This is a genomic window from Limnohabitans sp. 2KL-3, assembly GCF_001269405.1.
In the GTDB taxonomy this organism is placed as follows: Bacteria; Pseudomonadota; Gammaproteobacteria; order Burkholderiales; family Burkholderiaceae_C; genus Limnohabitans_A.
In genome coordinates this window covers 78,126-94,547 of sequence record NZ_CXON01000014.1, presented here as the reverse complement: position 1 = coordinate 94,547, position 16,422 = coordinate 78,126, and the positions used below count along the sequence as shown (strand labels likewise).

Genomic DNA, 16,422 nt, shown 5'->3' with positions numbered 1-16,422 from the left:
GTCCATGCACCCATTTGACGAAGCCATTGACCTGAGCCCCACCGCGCCCCACCAATTCACGGGCGTGACCCATCCGGCCTACGCCAACATGATTGGGCCTTTTGGCGGCACCACCTCGGCGCAGTTGTTGCAATCGGCCCTGCTGCACCCCGAGCGCTTGGGCGAACCCGTGGCCCTGACGGTCAACTTTGCGGCCCCGGTGGCCGATGGCGAGATCCGTTTTGTGGCGCGTCCCGTGCGCACCAACCGATCGACCCAGCACTGGATCATCGAAGCCCATCAGACCCAAAATGACACAGAAGGCGTGGTGGCCACCGCCACAGCAGTGTTTGCTGTGCGTCGCGAAACCTGGTCGGATGTGGAGGCCGTGATGCCTGTCAACGTGCCCCCACCCGATGCTGTGCCCCGCATGCCCGTGAAAGGCATGCCGGCCTGGCCACAGCGCTACGACATGCGCTTTGTCGAAGGCGCTTTCCCCTCGGCCTTTGACGAGCAGGAACAAGCCCATTCGCGCTCGACCCTGTGGGTACGCGACGAGCCCGAACGGGCGCTGGACTTTGCTTCTTTGGCGGCCTTGAGCGACAGCTTTTTCCCGCGCATCTATGTCCGTCGCCGCCGCCGCGCCCTGATTGGCACGGTGTCCCTCACCACCTATTTCCATGCCGACAGCGCCTTGCTGGCGCAAGTCGGCACGCGCCATGTGTTGGGCGTGGCCAAGGCACTCAACTACCGCCACGGCTACTTTGACCAGACCGGCGAACTCTGGAGTCCCGAAGGCCAGCTGCTGGCGAGCACGCACCAGCTGGTGTACTTCAAGGACTGAAGGCGCTCAGCTGCCGCACCCCCGTTTATTTCTGTCAGGCAGTGGGTCTTGACGGTTTTATTATTTGCATCTACATTAATTCAATGGATGCCAAGCTGAGTTGGGATGAAGCTAAGAGGCAAATCAACCTGCGCAAGCATGGGCTGGACTTTGCCCTGGCTGGGGCTGTTCTGGATTCCCGTTACCGGCTGGACATACCAGTGGTCCGCGGCGCAGAGCCGCGAACCTTGTCCATGTCCTATGCCATGGGATTTTTGGCTGTTTTGACGGTGGTACACATGGCTCGTGATGGGTCTTTCCGAATCATCAGTTTCCGCCGTGCCAGCCGTGAAGAAAGAGAGGCTTACCTTGTCTGGATCGAAAACGAATGCGATGAGCCGTAAAGACGTGATCAAGGCTTTGAAGGTCAGCGAGCGTGAGGCCCCTTATGTGTGGGATGGCCAGGATGAGGACGAACGGCCCGCAACGACTGAAGAGTTGGCGCACGGTCTGGCGTTGGCCCGCAAACGCGGCAGGCCAGCGGGCAGTGGCGTCAAGGAGCAGGTGGCCATTCGCTTAGACAAGGACATCCTGGAGGCGTTTCGCGCTCAAGGACAAGGCTGGCAAACGCGCATCAACCAGGCCTTGAGGTGTTATCTGGCTGAGCATCCGGCGCAGTCGTGACAACTCGCGAAGGGATCGTTAGGGCTCAGCGCTTCATCTGCTGCAGCGCACTCGCCACTTCAGTGACCAGTGCCGGGCCTTTGTAAATGAGCCCGGTGTAAATCTGCACCACGTCGGCCCCTGCTTCTATTTTGGAGATCGCATCGTGCCCACTCAGGATGCCGCCCACGCCGATGATGGGGAAGTCTTTGCCCAAGGCGGCGCGCAGCCCGCGAATGACTCGGTTGCTGCCTTCCAGCACGGGCGAGCCCGACAGGCCGCCCATTTCTTCGGCATGCGCCAAGCCGCTCACGGCGTCTCGCGCCAGCGTGGTGTTGGTGGCAATCACGCCGTCCATGCCGTGCTTTTGCAAAGTGGCGGCGATGACGCCCACTTGGGTTTCGTCCAGATCGGGCGCGATTTTGAGGAACATGGGCACGCGTCGGCCGTGCTCGGCGGCCAGTTCTTTGCGCCGCGCCACCAGTGCGCCCAGCAAGCCGTCCAGAGCTTCATCGCTTTGCAGGGCGCGCAGGTTCTTGGTGTTGGGGCTGGAGATGTTCACCGTCACGTAGTCGGCATGCGGGTACACACCTGCCAAGGCGACGAGGTAATCGTCGGTGGCGTTTTCAATGGGGGTGGCAGCGTTCTTGCCGATGTTCAGGCCCAAGAGGCGACCTTGCTGGCGAAACTTGGAGCGCTTGACGTTGGCGATGAAGGCGTCGAGCCCGTCGTTGTTAAAACCCAGGCGGTTGATCAGCGCGTTGGCTTCGGGCAGGCGAAACATGCGGGGCTTGGGGTTGCCCGGCTGCGCCTTGGGCGTGACGGTTCCCACTTCGACAAAGCCAAAACCCATGGCACCCAGGCCGTCGATGCAGCGGGCGTTTTTGTCCAGACCTGCGGCCAAGCCCACGCGGTTGGGAAAATGCAGACCCGCCAGCGTGATGGGTTGGGCCACAAAGGGCTGGCGGTAGAGCCGGTCGAGGGGGGTGTTCTGGGTGCGGGCCAGGCCTTCGATGGTCAGCTCGTGGGCCTCTTCGGGGTCCATCCTGAACAAAACAGGGCGGGTCAGGCAATAAGGGATCAGGGACATTGGATAATTCCGGGCTGGTGCAGGAGCGCTGCGTGGGGATCGGTTGCTCCGATTGTCGCAAACCCCGGCCTGCCTTTTTGACATTCCAACCGAGCCCCTTTCATGACCCAAGACGAACTCAAAGCCCTGGTGGGCCAAGCCGCCCTGAAATACGTTGTTCCCGGCGAGATCGTCGGCGTGGGCACGGGCTCTACGGTGAACAAATTCATCGATGCGCTGGCCACCATGAAAGACCAAATCAAGGGCGCGGTGTCCAGCTCCGAAGCCTCCACCGTGCGCCTGAAGGCTTTGGGCATTCCGGTGTTTGACAGCAACGATGTCGAGAGCCTGTCGGTCTACATCGACGGCGCGGACGAGATCGACCACCAAGGCCACATGGTCAAGGGTGGCGGCGCGGCGCTCACCCGCGAAAAAATCGTGGCGGCCCAGAGCCAACAGTTTGTCTGCATCGCCGACGAGAGCAAGTTGGTGGATGCGCTGGGCGCTTTTCCATTGCCCGTTGAAGTGATCCCGATGGCCACCGCCCGGGTCATGCGCCAGTTCGCGGCCATGGGCGGCAGTGCGGTGGTTCGCCAGAAAGATGGCCAGCCGCTGGTGACCGACAACGGCCAGCACATCGTCGACGTGAAGGGCTTGAAGATCACCGACCCGGTGGCGTTTGAGAACACCGTCAGCCAATGGCCGGGTGTGGTGACGGTGGGGGTGTTTGCGGTGCAAAAAGCGCAAGTGTGCTTGTTGGGCACCTCAGCTGGCGTGAAGACATTGGCTTTTTAAAGGCCCCATCTTTGGCGTTGGCAGGTCTTGGACCCGTGGTTCAAGACCCTCGGTCAGATGTTTGCCATGCAAAGGTGTCAGCTCAGCGCCGCCAATTCAGCCTCTTCAAACCCCGCCAGTCGCCTGGCCGCCAGGTTGAAGGGGGGGCGCAGTTTGGGCGCGTCGTATTGGGCGATCAGCTCGGCATAGGTGCTGACCGGGTCCAGACCGCGTTGCGAACACAAATACCGGTACCAACGGTTGCCTGCGGCCACATGGCCGATTTCGTCTTCCAAAATGATGTCTAGGATCTCGCCCGCGCGGTGGTCGCCCACACTGACCAGCTTGTTTTTCACGCCCGGTGAGGCGTCCAGGCCCCGCGCCTCCATGGTGCGCGGCACGATGCCGATGCGGGCCAGGATGTCACCCTGGGTGCGCTCGGCCATGTCCCACAAGGTGTTGTGGGCGGGAAAGTCGCCGTAGTCAAAACCCATGTCCAGCAAATGCTGGCGCAGCAAGCTGAAGTGTTTGGCCTCTTCCTGGGCGATGCGCACCCAGTCGGTGTAAAAAGCCTCTGGCATGCCTGCAAAGCGCCAGACCACGTCGAGCGCCAGGTCGATGGCGTTGAGCTCGATGTGCGCAATCGAGTGCACCAGCATGGCCCGACCTTCGGGCGTGGCCATGGATTTGGCTTTGAGCTGGGTGTGTGGCACCAGCAGCGGGCGGGCGGCGCGGCCGGGGCCAGCAGTGGGGGCGCTCAGGCTGTCGAGCGCGCCCACTGGCAGGCTCAGGTCCAGTGCCAAAGTGGCCTGGGCCTTCAGGTTAGGGTCGGTTTGTGCCCAAGGGATCAGGGCGGCGGAGCGCAGGGTGTGCATGGTGATCGCTGGCAGCGCCCACGGCAGGGTGTGGGCTTCCCTACAATTGTAGGTTTTCAAGAAAACCCAACCGACAGGAGACCGCCATGGCCATTTACCAACTGGATGATCAAACCCCCGAACTCGCCGAGACCGCCTGGGTGGCCGATAACGCGCAGGTCATGGGCGCGGTCAAAATCGCGGCCGACGCCAGTGTCTGGTTTGGCGTGACCGTGCGCGGTGACACCGAGACGATTGAGATTGGCGAGGGCAGCAACATCCAGGACGGTAGCGTCATGCACGCCGACCACGGCAAGCCGATCAAGGTCGGCAAGCACGTCACGGTGGGCCACATGGTCATGCTGCACGGCTGCACGATTGGCGACGAGTCGCTGATCGGTATTGGCGCGGTGGTGCTCAACGGTGCCAAGATTGGCAAGAACTGCCTGGTGGGAGCCGGCTCTCTGGTGACCGAGGGCAAGGAATTTCCCGATGGCTCCATGATCATGGGCACGCCCGCCAAGGTGGTGCGCGAACTCAGCCCCGAGCAGATCGAAGGCCTGCGCCAAAGCGCCAAACATTACGTTGAGAACGCTCGCCGCTTCAAGGCGGGCCTGAAAAAAATCAGCTGACACTTTGGCTGATTTTTTGGCCAGTCCAAACGCTTTTTAACTTTTGAGGATCGGCCCCACGGGGCTGTTGAATGCACTTTGTCCGAACTCCATAAATTCATTTTCGAAGGCCTGCCGGTGCGCGGCATGCTGGTGCGCCTGACCGACGCTTGGCAAGACATCCTGGCGCGGCGTGCCGCCAATTCCGAAACCGGTGCTTACCCCGCGCCCGTGCGCCAGTTGCTGGGCGAAATGGCCGCAGCAGGCGTGCTGATGCAGGGCAACATCAAGTTCAACGGCGCGTTGGTGCTGCAGATTTTTGGCGACGGCCCGGTCAAGATCGGCGTTGTGGAGGTTCAACCGGATTTGAGCCTGCGCGCCACCTGCACCCAAGTGGGCAAGGTGGCCGACAACGCCACCCTGAGCCAGATGGTGAACGTGAACAATGAAGGCCGCTGCGCGATCACGCTCGACCCGCAAGACCGTTTACCGGGCCAGCAGCCTTACCAAGGCGTGGTGCCCTTGTTTGGTGACCGGGGTGAAAAGCTCGAAAACATCAGCGAGGTTCTGGAGCACTACATGCTGCAGTCCGAGCAACTGGACACCGTGCTGGTGCTGGCGGCCGACGATAGGGTGGCGGCGGGTTTGTTGATCCAACGCCTGCCCATCGAAGGTGAGGGCAACTTGGCGGGCAAGACCGACTCCCTCCTGCGCGAGTCGGTGCTCGGTCAAAGTGAAGACTTCAGCCGCATTTCGATCCTGACCAAAAGCCTCAAGCGCGAAGAGCTGCTGGGGCTGGACGCCGAAACCATTCTGCACCGCCTGTATTGGGAGGAACCCCTAGCCCGTTTTGAGCCCTTCATCGGCGAGACGGGTCCGCGCTTTGCCTGCCGCTGCAACCGCGAGCGCGTGGGCAACATGATCCGCAGCTTGGGCACCGAAGAGGTCGAAGGCATCATCGCCGAACAGGGTCAAGTGGAAGTGGGCTGCGACTTTTGTGGTGCGCAGTACCGGTTTGATCCGGTCGATGCGGCTGGCTTGTTTACAGGCTTGCCTGCCGATGTGCCGGGCGGCTCGGTGCACTGATAGTTTCGCAGGTTGGCAGCTCCTGCGCCCACAAAGCTCTCTTCTGCGCAGCGCTCATGTCGGGGCTGAAGCCGCCGACCTACCAATACAGGGTTTTGTAGATTGGTAGTTTCAGCTTCGACATTGATCTCTTGGGTGCAGGTCTCATGTCGGGGCTGAAGCCGCCGACCTACAGGGGATCGGTCGAGGCCGATGGCGCCGACCTGTAGGGTCAAGTTGACCGCTTGGCCAGCAGCCCGGTGAACAGCTTGTGCTCGCACTCGGGGTCGCTGCATTCATTGCACTGCCACACCGTGCGGCCCTGGTTGATGGCAAATTGCGCGTTTTCACGGGCCAAGCGGGCGGCTTCGTCTTCGCCTGGCAGGTCCAGGGCCAGTAGAGCGTTGCTGAGGCGTTGGTGGCCTTGTCCGTAAACCACGCGGTAGCCGATGCCTGCCCGCTCCAGTGCCTGGCGCACCAGGGTGTCCACCGGGCCGCGCACATGCGGGCCATCGCGCTGCAGGCCATCGGCCACCCACGGCAAATCCAGGCCGGTGATCAGGGTGTGGTCGTACAGGGCCTGATGCGCCAAAGCCATGGGGTAGAGGCTCTCGTCTGCAAACAACATGTGGCTGTAGACGGCGGTCATCAGGGGCGTGGTGTCTGAAATGACCCAGCCCGGCGGTGCCTGGTCCACGGCCTGGGCTTGTGTGTGCGCAATGCCCGCTTGCTCATGGGGCTGGGGTGTGCGGCCTTCACGGGCGCACCAGCTGCGCAAGACTTCATCCACGGTGTGCACTGTTTGTCCTCGCATGCGCAACACTTCGGTCAATGCTTGCGTCAGCCAGGATTTGCCGGTGCTTTCGGCACCGACAATGGCAATGCGCCTGGCATTCATGGATGCGCTGCCTTGAGCCGGGCTTGCCAAACGCGCCAACCCCACACGCTCATGAGTGTGAACAGCGCATACAACACGCAAGTCAGCCACAGACCTTTGTGAGCAAACAGCGCCACACTGATGATGTTGACGACCATCCAGACCAGCCAGTTTTCGATGTATTTGCGCCCCAGCAGGGCTTGGCCCACCAGGCTCAGGGCTGTGGACAAGGCGTCCCACCAGGCCACATCGCTGTCGGTGAAGTGTTGCAGCAGCAGGGCCAGTGTGGGCCAAAGTAATCCGCTCACCAGCACCAACCACAGCCAGCCTCGCGTCGACAGCCGCTGGATCACAAGGGCCGGTTGCGTATCCGCACCTTTGCGCAGCCACTGCCACCAGCCCCAGAGCGCGAGAGCTGCAAAAACGATTTGCAGGCCAGCTTCGCCATACAGCAGGCTGTCCTTGAACACAAAAAAGTAGATCAGCGAGCTGAGGATGGCCAGTGGCCAGCTCCAATGCAGTTCACGGATGCTGCACAGGACCATCATCAAACCCAAGACGAAACCGATGAGCTCGGTGGCAGACATCATTTGGCCAGCTGGACCAGAATTTCGTTGGGCTTGACCATGCCCAGTTCACTTCGGGCCCGCTCTTCGACCATGTTCAAACCCTCTTTCAGATCATTCACTTCGGCGCTGAGTTGTTCGATTTTGCGGCGAGCGTCTTCGTTGGATTGCTTTTGTTGTTCCAACTCCTCACGCAGTTCCGAGACATGGGTCAAACTACCGCGCCCGAACCACAGCTGTACTTGCATGATCAACAACAAGGCGATCAGCACAACGGGTAACAGGCGCTTGCCCATGCTCGATCGTTCAGCGCAAGTTGTAGAAGGCGCTGCGGCCAGGGTACACGGCCACTTCGCCCAGGTCTTCTTCGATGCGCAGCAGCTGGTTGTACTTGGCCATGCGGTCCGAGCGGCTCATCGATCCGGTCTTGATCTGGCCGGCGTTCAGGCCCACGGCGATGTCGGCAATGGTGCTGTCTTCGGTTTCACCCGAACGATGCGAGATGACAGCGGTGTAACCGGCGCGTTTGGCCATCTCGATGGCTTCAAAGGTTTCGGTCAGTGTGCCGATCTGGTTGATCTTGATCAGGATCGAGTTGGCGATGCCCTTGTCGATGCCTTCTTTGAAGATCTTGGTGTTGGTCACGAACAGGTCGTCACCCACGATCTGCACGTTTTTGGCCAAGCGGTCGGTCAGCACTTTCCAGCCATCCCAGTCGCTTTCGGCCATGCCGTCTTCGATGCTGATGATCGGGTACTTGTCACACCAGGTGGCCAGCATGTCGGTCCACTGCTCGGATGTCAGGCTGATGCCGCCTTCACCTTCGAGCACGTACTTGCCGTCCTTGTAAAACTCGCTGGCCGCGCAGTCCAGGCCAATGGCGATTTGCTCGCCAGCGGTGTAACCCGCTGCAGCAATCGCGTCGAGCACCATCTGGATGGCCGCTTCGTGGCTGTCCACGTTGGGGGCAAAGCCGCCTTCGTCGCCCACGGCAATGCTCATGCCTTTGTCGTGGATGATTTTCTTCAGGGCATGGAACACTTCAGCGCCCCAGCGAACGGCTTCGCGAAAAGACGGCGCACCCACGGGGATGATCATGAACTCTTGCAGGTCCAGGTTGTTGTTGGCGTGAGCGCCGCCGTTGATGACGTTCATCATGGGCACAGGCAGCTGGTTGCAGTTCATGCCGCCAAAGTAGCGGTACAGGGGCAAGCCAGACTCTTCGGCCGCAGCACGGGCCACGGCCATGGACACGGCCAGCATGGCGTTGGCACCCAGGCGGCTCTTGTTATCGGTGCCGTCCAGGTCGATCAGGGTGCGGTCCAAAAAGGCCTGCTCGGAGGCATCGAGGCCCAACACGGCTTCGGAGATTTCGGTGTTGATGTGCTCGACGGCTTTGAGCACGCCTTTGCCCAGATACCGGCTCTTGTCACCGTCACGCAATTCGATGGCTTCGCGGCTGCCGGTCGATGCGCCGGACGGCACAGCGGCGCGGCCCATGACGCCCGATTCCAGCAGCACGTCGCATTCGACGGTGGGGTTGCCACGGCTGTCCAAAATTTCACGGCCGACGATATCAACGATTGCACTCATTGGGGGACTCTCTCAAAAAGTAAAAATAAAACGGATAAACCAGGCAAAAATTCAAACGCCTTCCACAGCCACCATGCGCATGATGGCAGCACCTTCACGGGCTTCACGGGCTTTGAGGTATTCGGGCAGTTCGTAAAAGGCCTTGGCAGCGTCAAAAGACGGAAATTTCAGGATGACGATGCGCTCTGGTGCCCAGTCACCTTCGAGCACTTGCACCTGGCCGCCGCGCACGCAGACTTCAGCGCCTGCGGTTTTCATGGCAGCGGTTGACCATTTTTTGTACTCTTCGTATTGGGTGGGGTTGGTCACCTGAACGTGGGCGATGATATAGCCGCTCATGCGAAATCTTCCTCTAAAAACGGGTTCTTTTTGGTCACGGAATCGAGCTGTACCAGCGTCTCCAGCAATGCCTTCATTTTGCCCAGCGGCACAGCGTTGGGGCCGTCGGACCAGGCCTCGACGGGCTTGGGATGGGTTTCCATGAAGAGACCCGCCACGCCTGCAGCCACGCCTGCACGGGCCAGTACCGGCACCATCTCGCGTGCGCCACCGCTGCTGGTGCCTTGACCGCCCGGCTTTTGCACCGAGTGGGTCACGTCAAACACCACCGGGGCGCCGGTTTTGCGCATTTCAGCCAGGCTGGTCATGTCGGCCACCAGGTTGTTGTAGCCAAAGCTCACACCACGCTCGCAGGCCAGGAAGTTGTCTTCGGGCAGACCGACTTCACGTGCTGCGCTGCGGGCTTTGTCGATGACGTTTTTCATGTCCCAAGGGGCCAAGAACTGCCCCTTTTTGATGTTCACCGGCTTGCCCGACTGGGCCACGGCTCGGATGAAATCGGTCTGGCGGCACAAAAAGGCGGGGGTCTGCAGCACGTCGACCACGCTGGCCACGGTTTTGACCTGCGACTCGTCGTGCACATCGGTGAGGATCGGCACGCCGATTTGGCGGCGCACTTCATCCAGAATTTTCAGACCTGCATCCATGCCAACGCCGCGTTGGGTGCTGCCCGAGGAGCGGTTGGCTTTGTCGAACGAACCTTTGTAGATGAGGGGAATGCCCAGCGCCGAGCAGGCCTCTTTCAGACGGCCCGCCACCTCGATGGACATCTCCAGGCCTTCGATGGAGCAGGTGCCTGCGATCAAAAAGAAGGGCTGGTTCAGGCCAACGTCAAATCCGCAAAGTTTCATGGGGCTGTCCTCAGGGGGTGTTTCAAGCGGCAGACTTGTGTTCAACGGCCGCTTTCACGAAGGCGTTGAACAAAGGGTGACCATCCCAGGGGGTGGACTTGAATTCGGGGTGGAATTGCACGCCCACATACCAGGGGTGCACGTTTTGCGGCAGCTCGACGATTTCGGTCAGTTGTTCGCGCTGGGTGAGGGCGGAGATGACCAAGCCCGCTTGGCGCAGCTCGTCCAGGTAATTCACGTTGGCCTCATACCGATGGCGGTGGCGTTCGGTGACCACGTCGCCATAAATTTGGTGCGCCAGCGTGCCCTTGGCCACGTCGGAGCTTTGCGCGCCCAGGCGCATGGTGCCGCCCAAGTCGGAGTTTTCATCGCGCTTTTGGATCGAACCATCGGCGTCTTTCCACTCGTTGATCAGGGCGATCACGGGGAAGGGTGTCTCGGGCTCGAATTCGGTGCTGTTGGCGTCCTGCATGCCGGCCACATGACGAGCGTATTCAATGGTCGCCACTTGCATGCCCAGGCAGATGCCGAGATATGGTACTTTGTGGGTGCGTGCGTATTGCGCGGTTTCGATCTTGCCTTCTACACCGCGCTTGCCAAAGCCGCCAGGCACCAGCACACCGTCAAAGTGGGCCAGGCTGGCCACGGTCTCGGGGGTGATGGTTTCAGAGTCGATGTGCTCGATTTTCACGCGCACATGGTTGCGCATGCCCGCATGGCGTAATGCTTCGTTGACCGATTTGTAGCTGTCGGTCAGTTCCACATATTTGCCGACCATGGCAATGGTCACTTCGCCCTTGGGGTTGGCGGTTTCATAAACCAAATCGTCCCAACGCTTGAGGTTGGCAGGTGGGGTGTTCAGGCGCAACTTGTCGCAGATCAAGCCGTCCAGGCCTTGTTCGTGCAGCACGCGGGGCACTTTGTAGATGGTGTCCACATCGGGCATGGAGATCACGCCCCAGCTCTGCACGTTGGTGAACAGCGAAATTTTGTCGCGTTCGTCGTCAGGGATGTAGCGGTCCGCGCGGCAGAGCAGGGCATCGGGCTGGATGCCGATTTCGCGCAGTTTTTGTACCGTGTGCTGCGTGGGTTTGGTTTTGAGCTCGCCTGCGGTGGCAATCCAGGGCAGGTAAGTCAGGTGCACAAAAGCGGTGTTGTTGGGCCCCAGGCGCAAGCTGAGTTGGCGCACGGCTTCCAGAAACGGCAGGGACTCGATGTCGCCTACGGTGCCGCCAATTTCGACGATGGCCACATCGACCGCTTCGGGCGTGCCAAAACCAGCGCCACGCTTGACAAAGTCCTGGATTTCGTTGGTGACGTGGGGAATGACCTGAACGGTTTTGCCCAGGTAGTCGCCACGGCGCTCTTTTTCAAGCACGCTTTTGTAAATTTGGCCGGTGGTGAAGTTGTTGGCCTTCTTCATCCGGGTGTTGATGAAGCGCTCGTAGTGGCCCAAGTCCAAATCGGTTTCAGCGCCGTCGTCGGTGACAAACACCTCGCCGTGTTGAATGGGCGACATGGTGCCTGGGTCGACGTTGAGGTAGGGGTCGAGCTTGATGAGGGTGACGGAGAGGCCGCGCGATTCAAGGAGGGCGGCGAGCGATGCGGAGGCGATTCCCTTGCCCAGGGAAGACACCACACCGCCGGTGACGAAGACGAATTTGGTCATGTCCAAGACGGGAGCCTTGAGCTCCCGGAAGGTGGAAATCGTGATTATAGACAGTCGCTCCCGGTATTCCCCCGTTTCTGTTCTGTTTCCACGCGGAGCTGTCATGTTTTTTTACCCGGGTAATTTAATTTAATCCGGGCATAATTAGATTTTTTGAACAGGACCCATCGTTTGAGCCCGCTGAACCTTGACGCATCCCCCTCAGAATTCATCGCATTTGAAGGCAGCCGTTGCCTGGCACAAGGGGGACTGGCCCAGGTGGCATTGCAGGTCAAGATTGCGAGCGAAGCGAGGCCTTTGGCACGCTTCGTGGTATTCGATGTGTGCAGCAGTGAGGTGTTGGATTTTGACTTGCGGGGCACGTCACAACAGGTGCTCGATCGGTTGGCGCTGTCTCACCCCGCAGTGATGGCGGACATTGCAAAGTCTGTTGACGGGATACATGCCACAGACCCATCTGGCACTGACTCTAACAGTGAAGACGCGGCATCAACCAAGTCAGGCCCGGGTCGCCCCAAGCTGGGCGTGGTGGCGCGTGAGGTGACTTTGTTGCCGCGCCACTGGGCCTGGCTGAGCAGCCAGCCCGGCGGGGCTTCGGTGGCTTTGCGCAAGCTGGTCGAGCAAGCCCGCAAAGACAGCCAGTCACAAGACCAGCGCCGCCTGTCGCAAGAGGCCACTTACCGCTTCATGTCGGTCATGGCAGGCTGCCTGGAAGGCTTTGAAGAAGCCGCCCGCGCCCTGTTTGCCGCCGACCGTTTGCGCTTTGAGGCCTTGACGGCGTCGTGGCCGCAAGACATTCAAAACCATTTGCAACACCTGGCCCAAGCGGCCTGGCTGCCTTCAGACGTTCCCCATTCTCCGGAGTTGCCCCATGCGTGAAAAGTTTCGTTCCCGAGAGGCCGCCATGCCTTTCATCATGTTGGCCGTGTTGATCGACATGGCGGCCATTGGCGTGATCATTCCGGTGCTGCCTGCGCTGGTGGGCAGTTTTTCGGTCAGCCAGGCCGATCAGGCCTATTGGTATGGCGTGACGGCAGTGGCGTTTGGGCTGTCCAACTTTTTGGCAGCGCCGGTGCTGGGCGCTTTGTCCGACCGTTATGGGCGCAGGCCGGTGTTGCTGCTGGGTTTCATGGGCCTGGGCGTGAGCTTTTTTGGCACGGCCATGAGCACCACGCTGTGGGGTTTGATTGCGGTGCGCACGCTGGGCGGTGCCATGCAGGCCAATGCGGCCATTGCCAACGCCTATGTGGCCGACATTTCTGCCCCTGAAGAGCGGGCCAAGCGTTTTGGCTTGCTGGGTGCCATGATGGGCTTGGGCTTCATCGTGGGGCCGGTGATGGGTGGCTTGTTGGGCGCGATTGACCTGCATTTGCCCTTTTATGTGGCCGGTGGCCTCACTTTGCTGAACGGTTTGTATGGCTACTTTGTGTTGCCCGAGTCGCTGCCCGCCGCGCAGCGCAAAGCCTTCAGTTGGCGCTCGGCCAACCCGGCCAGCTCATTGCGCAAGCTGGGGCAGCTCAAGGGCGTGGGGCCGCTGGTGGGCGTGGTGGCCTTCAGCGCTTTGGCGCAGTTTGTGCTGTACACGGTTTGGGTGCTTTACAACAGCTTCAAGTTTGGCTGGGGGCCCAGTGAAAACGGCTGGTCACTGGCCGTGGTGGGCATTGTGGCGGTGCTGGTGCAAGGCGTCTTGATGGGCCGTTTGCTCAAGCGCTATGCGCCGCCCAAGCTGGCCATCATGGGCCTGGTGTCGTCGGTCATCGCCTACACGCTGTGGGGCGCGGCCACCGAGGGCTGGATGATGTACGCGGTGATTGCTTTCAACTTGCTGGGTGGCACGGTGAATGCCTCGGTGCAAAGCATGATTTCATCGGCCGCCGACAGCAAGAGCCAGGGCCAGACGATGGGCGCGGTCAGTGCGCTCAGCAGTTTGATGGCCGTGGTGGCCCCCATGCTGGGCGCGCCCTTGCTGGCCATGGTGTCGCACTTGCCGCAAGGTGACTGGCGCATTGGCGCACCGTTCTTCTTTTGCGCGGTCTTGCAGGTGGCGTCGCTGGCGCTGGCGGTGATGCATTTGCGCAGGCATCGACGCCATCACTGAGTTTTTTCGGTCGGTCCGCAGGCCTTGGGCAAGTCATTGTGGGGGTGGGCAGGTACCTTGCTGTGCAGCGAGGCTTTTGTGCCTTGTCCGTGAACAATGTCGAGTGACCGCTCTGATACATTTCCCCCCATGAGTACATTGAGTGGAAAACACATCGTTCTGGGCTTGTCGGGCGGCATCGCGGCCTTCAAGTCGGCTGAACTCTGCCGGGCTTTGATCAAGGCGGGCGTCACCGTGCAAGTGGTGATGACCGAGGCGGCCGAGCAATTCATGACGGCCGTCACCATGCAGGCCTTGTCAGGTCGGCCGGTCTACACCTCGCAGTGGGACCCGCGTGAGGCCAACAACATGGCCCACATCAACCTGAGCCGCGAGGCCGATGCGATTGTGGTGGCCCCGGCCAGTGCCGACTTCATGTCCAAGCTGCTGCATGGGGGGGCCGACGAATTGCTCAGCCTCATGTGCCTGGCTCGGCCGCTGGACAAGGTGCCGCTGATCGTGGCCCCGGCCATGAACCGCGAAATGTGGTCCAACCCCGCCACGCAGCGCAACGTGGCGCAGCTCAAGGCCGACGGCATCCATGTGCTGGACGTGGGGCAGGGCGACCAGGCCTGCGGTGAGACAGGCGACGGGCGCATGCTCGAAGCCGATGAAATTCTGGAAGAACTCGAGGCGTTTTTCACGCCCAAGGTGCTGGCGGGCAAGCAAGTGCTGGTCACGGCCGGGCCGACCTACGAAGCCATTGACCCGGTGCGCGGCATCACCAATTTGTCGAGTGGCAAGATGGGTTTTGCGATTGCCCGTGCAGCGCGCCTGGCCGGTGCCCAGGTCACGCTGGTGGCAGGGCCTGTGCATTTGCCAACGCCCAGGGGCGCTCAGCGTGTGAATGTCCAGTCAGCCCGCCAGATGCTGGACGCGGTGGCGCTGCATCTGGATAAGGCCGACGTGTTCATTTCTACAGCGGCTGTGGCCGATTGGCGTCCTGCGAATTCGGCCGACCAAAAAATCAAGAAAGACGGATCGGGACAGACCCCTCAGCTGAGTTTTGTGGAAAACCCGGACATTTTGGCCACAGTAGCGCACTCGCCCCGTGCCGAGTCGGGTGAATTGTTTTGTGTGGGTTTCGCCGCCGAAAGTCACGATTTGCTGGCCCATGCCACGGCCAAGCGCATCCGCAAGGGCGTGCCGCTTTTGGTGGGTAATATTGGCCCGGCCACCTTCGGTCAAGACGACAATGCCTTGCTGCTGGTGGATGAAACTGGTGCCCGCGAAATGCCGCACGCCAGCAAGCAGACGCTGGCTGTGGGCTTGATCGCTGACATCGCCACCCGTTTGAACCGCTAAGTCGTTTCAGGGCGCGGCGTTCAGCGTTCAGCGAAAAAACTGAAGCAAACGTCCAGCCCTGTTTGCCCAACGCCCAACCCCATACGCTCAACCCCACATGAACATCGACCTCAAAATCATCGACGCCCGCATGGCCGATCAGCTGCCCGCCTATGCCACGCCTGGCAGTGCCGGGCTGGATTTGCGTGCTTGCCTTGACGCTCCTTTGACCCTGCAACCCAACGCTTGGCAATTGGTGCCCACGGGCATTGCGGTGCACCTGAAAGACCCCGGTTATGCGGCCATGCTGTTGCCGCGCTCCGGTTTGGGCCACAAGCACGGCATCGTGCTGGGCAATTTGGTGGGCTTGATTGACAGCGATTACCAAGGCCAGCTCATGGTCAGCGCCTGGAACCGCAGCGATGTGGCCTTCACCATCGAGCCGATGGAGCGCATCGCGCAGATGGTCATCGTGCCGGTGGTGCAGGCCACGTTCAACCTGGTGAGTGAATTTGATGCGCCCAGCGAGCGCGGTGAGGGCGGTTACGGCTCTACCGGCAAACAATAAGGTCGGGGTGAAGATGTCGGACTCTTCGAGTGCCGACCTGCGCGATGATTTTTTGCAGGTCGGTACTCGAAGAGTCCGACAACGGCTTTTGATGGACCGGTGTATGTCTTAGCGGAAACCGCCGACATGCCTCTGTCGGAATTGCCCTGATGGATCAGTGCAAAGTAGGCCCGGTGGGCAGGCCTTCATCACCGACTTCGATTTTGAAGAACCCGGTGCCGCAGCTGCCGCTGCCCACTTCGGCTTCGGTGGGCTCGCGCACCGATTCCACCTTGAGGCTCAGGCGCAGGGCAATGCCCGACAGCGGGTGGTTGCCGTCCAGCACCACATGCTCGGGATAGATTTCGGTCACGGTGTACAGCACATTGCGCGGCGCATCGGGGTGGCAGCCAGCGGGCAAGGCTGTGCCTTCAATGGTCAGGCCTTCTTCCAAGCCTTCAGGAAACAGCGCAAGGGGTTCCAGAAACAGCAGGTTTTCATCAAAGTCACCAAAAGCATCTTCGGGCTCGAGGTGCAGGTCGACCTTGGCGCCTTTTTCGTGGCCTTGCAGGGCTTCTTCGATCTTGGGCAGCAAATCTTTGCCGCCAATGAAAAATTCAACGGGCTCGTCCAGGGTGTCCAGAACTTCGCCCAGCGTGTCTTTGAGTGTCCAGGTCAGTGCGACCACAGAAGGTGTCTTGATTTCCATAGGACAATTGTC

At 60.6% G+C, this 16,422-nt stretch carries 20 protein-coding genes; 10 read left to right on the top strand and 10 right to left on the bottom strand.

Annotation, left to right across the window (positions count from 1 at the left end; translation table 11 throughout):
• Nucleotides 1-4 precede the first annotated feature (4 nt).
• From AMM41_RS15790 to AMM41_RS15780, 3 genes are all read left to right on the top strand, one after another.
• Nucleotides 5-823: an acyl-CoA thioesterase gene (locus tag AMM41_RS15790; RefSeq protein ID WP_228769315.1), complete on the top strand. Its 819-nt coding sequence runs from the start codon at nt 5-7 to the stop codon at nt 821-823.
• Nucleotides 824-906: 83 nt separating this feature from the next.
• The gene (locus tag AMM41_RS15785) at nt 907-1,206 is read left to right on the top strand and encodes a BrnT family toxin (protein ID WP_089961075.1); all 300 of its coding nucleotides are present in this window, start codon (nt 907-909) and stop codon (nt 1,204-1,206) included.
• Nucleotides 1,196-1,486, top strand: a complete 291-nt coding sequence (locus tag AMM41_RS15780; protein WP_089961071.1) for a BrnA antitoxin family protein — start codon at nt 1,196-1,198, stop codon at nt 1,484-1,486. Before AMM41_RS15785 ends, AMM41_RS15780 begins: the two co-directional genes overlap by 11 nt.
• A 25-nt stretch (nt 1,487-1,511) precedes the next feature.
• Here the strand turns inward: AMM41_RS15780 and AMM41_RS15775 are convergent, their stop codons facing one another.
• Nucleotides 1,512-2,555 (bottom strand): quinone-dependent dihydroorotate dehydrogenase, encoded by a 1,044-nt coding sequence (locus AMM41_RS15775; protein WP_089961068.1) that lies wholly within the window; start codon nt 2,553-2,555, stop codon nt 1,512-1,514.
• A 102-nt stretch (nt 2,556-2,657) separates the two neighbouring features.
• On the opposite strand from AMM41_RS15775, the gene rpiA reads away from it, so the two are divergent.
• A complete protein-coding gene (gene rpiA / locus AMM41_RS15770) occupies nt 2,658-3,329 on the top strand; it encodes a ribose-5-phosphate isomerase RpiA (protein WP_089961065.1) in 672 nt (223 codons plus the stop codon).
• 77 nt (nt 3,330-3,406) lie between these two features.
• On the opposite strand, the gene AMM41_RS15765 is transcribed toward rpiA, so the two are convergent.
• A complete protein-coding gene (locus AMM41_RS15765) occupies nt 3,407-4,183 on the bottom strand; it encodes a ferritin-like domain-containing protein (protein WP_089961175.1) in 777 nt (258 codons plus the stop codon).
• 86 nt (nt 4,184-4,269) lie between these two features.
• On the opposite strand from AMM41_RS15765, the gene AMM41_RS15760 reads away from it, so the two are divergent.
• Nucleotides 4,270-4,794, top strand: coding sequence for a gamma carbonic anhydrase family protein (locus tag AMM41_RS15760; RefSeq protein WP_089961063.1), 525 nt, complete (start codon nt 4,270-4,272; stop codon nt 4,792-4,794).
• 78 nt (nt 4,795-4,872) lie between these two features.
• The gene (locus AMM41_RS15755; protein ID WP_089961060.1) at nt 4,873-5,859 is read left to right on the top strand and encodes an Hsp33 family molecular chaperone HslO; all 987 of its coding nucleotides are present in this window, start codon (nt 4,873-4,875) and stop codon (nt 5,857-5,859) included.
• 211 nt (nt 5,860-6,070) lie between these two features.
• Here the strand turns inward: AMM41_RS15755 and AMM41_RS15750 are convergent, their stop codons facing one another.
• Genes AMM41_RS15750 through AMM41_RS15720 form a run of 7 tightly spaced genes read right to left on the bottom strand, consistent with a single transcriptional unit; the run spans nt 6,071 to nt 11,733 of the window.
• Complete coding sequence (locus tag AMM41_RS15750) at nt 6,071-6,736, bottom strand: AAA family ATPase (protein ID WP_089961057.1); 666 nt, start codon at nt 6,734-6,736, stop codon at nt 6,071-6,073.
• Nucleotides 6,733-7,302, bottom strand: coding sequence for a nicotinamide riboside transporter PnuC (gene pnuC, locus AMM41_RS15745; RefSeq protein WP_228769314.1), 570 nt, complete (start codon nt 7,300-7,302; stop codon nt 6,733-6,735). Before pnuC ends, AMM41_RS15750 begins: the two co-directional genes overlap by 4 nt.
• Nucleotides 7,302-7,577 (bottom strand): cell division protein FtsB, encoded by a 276-nt coding sequence (gene ftsB, locus AMM41_RS15740; RefSeq protein WP_089961051.1) that lies wholly within the window; start codon nt 7,575-7,577, stop codon nt 7,302-7,304. Before ftsB ends, pnuC begins: the two co-directional genes overlap by 1 nt.
• A gap of 10 nt (nt 7,578-7,587) precedes the next feature.
• On the bottom strand, nt 7,588-8,874 hold the full coding sequence (eno, locus tag AMM41_RS15735; RefSeq protein WP_089961048.1) for a phosphopyruvate hydratase: 1,287 nt from the start codon (nt 8,872-8,874) through the stop codon (nt 7,588-7,590).
• Between the two features lie 51 nt (nt 8,875-8,925).
• Nucleotides 8,926-9,213 carry a DUF1330 domain-containing protein gene (locus AMM41_RS15730; protein WP_089961045.1) on the bottom strand — a complete coding sequence of 96 codons (288 nt, stop codon included), beginning with the start codon at nt 9,211-9,213 and terminating at the stop codon, nt 8,926-8,928.
• Nucleotides 9,210-10,064 carry a 3-deoxy-8-phosphooctulonate synthase gene (gene kdsA / locus AMM41_RS15725; protein WP_089961041.1) on the bottom strand — a complete coding sequence of 285 codons (855 nt, stop codon included), beginning with the start codon at nt 10,062-10,064 and terminating at the stop codon, nt 9,210-9,212. Before kdsA ends, AMM41_RS15730 begins: the two co-directional genes overlap by 4 nt.
• A gap of 22 nt (nt 10,065-10,086) precedes the next feature.
• Nucleotides 10,087-11,733, bottom strand: coding sequence for a CTP synthase (locus tag AMM41_RS15720; RefSeq protein ID WP_089961038.1), 1,647 nt, complete (start codon nt 11,731-11,733; stop codon nt 10,087-10,089).
• A 171-nt stretch (nt 11,734-11,904) separates the two neighbouring features.
• Here AMM41_RS15720 and AMM41_RS15715 point away from each other — a divergent pair, with 171 nt between their 5' ends.
• The 4 genes from AMM41_RS15715 (at nt 11,905) to dut (ending at nt 15,722) form a co-directional block, all read left to right on the top strand.
• Complete coding sequence (locus AMM41_RS15715; protein ID WP_228769313.1) at nt 11,905-12,612, top strand: DUF2239 family protein; 708 nt, start codon at nt 11,905-11,907, stop codon at nt 12,610-12,612.
• Nucleotides 12,605-13,831, top strand: a complete 1,227-nt coding sequence (locus AMM41_RS15710) for an MFS transporter (protein WP_228769312.1) — start codon at nt 12,605-12,607, stop codon at nt 13,829-13,831. Before AMM41_RS15715 ends, AMM41_RS15710 begins: the two co-directional genes overlap by 8 nt.
• Before the next feature lie 129 nt (nt 13,832-13,960).
• Entirely contained in the window at nt 13,961-15,175 is a 1,215-nt protein-coding gene (gene coaBC / locus AMM41_RS15705) for a bifunctional phosphopantothenoylcysteine decarboxylase/phosphopantothenate--cysteine ligase CoaBC (protein WP_089961036.1), read from the top strand.
• Nucleotides 15,176-15,272: 97 nt separating this feature from the next.
• Nucleotides 15,273-15,722 carry a dUTP diphosphatase gene (dut, locus tag AMM41_RS15700; protein ID WP_089961033.1) on the top strand — a complete coding sequence of 150 codons (450 nt, stop codon included), beginning with the start codon at nt 15,273-15,275 and terminating at the stop codon, nt 15,720-15,722.
• Between the two features lie 154 nt (nt 15,723-15,876).
• On the opposite strand, the gene AMM41_RS15695 is transcribed toward dut, so the two are convergent.
• A complete protein-coding gene (locus tag AMM41_RS15695) occupies nt 15,877-16,410 on the bottom strand; it encodes an FKBP-type peptidyl-prolyl cis-trans isomerase (RefSeq protein WP_089961029.1) in 534 nt (177 codons plus the stop codon).
• Nucleotides 16,411-16,422 lie beyond the last annotated feature (12 nt).

What these genes read in the sequence shown, in the direction of transcription:
- AMM41_RS15790 (WP_228769315.1), top strand. Translation starts at nt 5, where the DNA reads ATGCACCCATTTGACGAAGCCATTGACCTGAGCCCCACCGCGCCCCAC.
- AMM41_RS15785 (WP_089961075.1), top strand. Translation starts at nt 907, where the DNA reads ATGGATGCCAAGCTGAGTTGGGATGAAGCTAAGAGGCAAATCAACCTG.
- AMM41_RS15780 (WP_089961071.1), top strand. Translation starts at nt 1,196, where the DNA reads ATGAGCCGTAAAGACGTGATCAAGGCTTTGAAGGTCAGCGAGCGTGAG.
- AMM41_RS15775 (WP_089961068.1), bottom strand. Translation starts at nt 2,555, where the DNA reads ATGTCCCTGATCCCTTATTGCCTGACCCGCCCTGTTTTGTTCAGGATG.
- rpiA (WP_089961065.1), top strand. Translation starts at nt 2,658, where the DNA reads ATGACCCAAGACGAACTCAAAGCCCTGGTGGGCCAAGCCGCCCTGAAA.
- AMM41_RS15765 (WP_089961175.1), bottom strand. Translation starts at nt 4,183, where the DNA reads ATGCACACCCTGCGCTCCGCCGCCCTGATCCCTTGGGCACAAACCGAC.
- AMM41_RS15760 (WP_089961063.1), top strand. Translation starts at nt 4,270, where the DNA reads ATGGCCATTTACCAACTGGATGATCAAACCCCCGAACTCGCCGAGACC.
- AMM41_RS15750 (WP_089961057.1), bottom strand. Translation starts at nt 6,736, where the DNA reads ATGAATGCCAGGCGCATTGCCATTGTCGGTGCCGAAAGCACCGGCAAA.
- pnuC (WP_228769314.1), bottom strand. Translation starts at nt 7,302, where the DNA reads ATGTCTGCCACCGAGCTCATCGGTTTCGTCTTGGGTTTGATGATGGTC.
- ftsB (WP_089961051.1), bottom strand. Translation starts at nt 7,577, where the DNA reads ATGGGCAAGCGCCTGTTACCCGTTGTGCTGATCGCCTTGTTGTTGATC.
- eno (WP_089961048.1), bottom strand. Translation starts at nt 8,874, where the DNA reads ATGAGTGCAATCGTTGATATCGTCGGCCGTGAAATTTTGGACAGCCGT.
- AMM41_RS15730 (WP_089961045.1), bottom strand. Translation starts at nt 9,213, where the DNA reads ATGAGCGGCTATATCATCGCCCACGTTCAGGTGACCAACCCCACCCAA.
- kdsA (WP_089961041.1), bottom strand. Translation starts at nt 10,064, where the DNA reads ATGAAACTTTGCGGATTTGACGTTGGCCTGAACCAGCCCTTCTTTTTG.
- AMM41_RS15720 (WP_089961038.1), bottom strand. Translation starts at nt 11,733, where the DNA reads ATGACCAAATTCGTCTTCGTCACCGGCGGTGTGGTGTCTTCCCTGGGC.
- AMM41_RS15710 (WP_228769312.1), top strand. Translation starts at nt 12,605, where the DNA reads ATGCGTGAAAAGTTTCGTTCCCGAGAGGCCGCCATGCCTTTCATCATG.
- coaBC (WP_089961036.1), top strand. Translation starts at nt 13,961, where the DNA reads ATGAGTACATTGAGTGGAAAACACATCGTTCTGGGCTTGTCGGGCGGC.
- dut (WP_089961033.1), top strand. Translation starts at nt 15,273, where the DNA reads ATGAACATCGACCTCAAAATCATCGACGCCCGCATGGCCGATCAGCTG.
- AMM41_RS15695 (WP_089961029.1), bottom strand. Translation starts at nt 16,410, where the DNA reads ATGGAAATCAAGACACCTTCTGTGGTCGCACTGACCTGGACACTCAAA.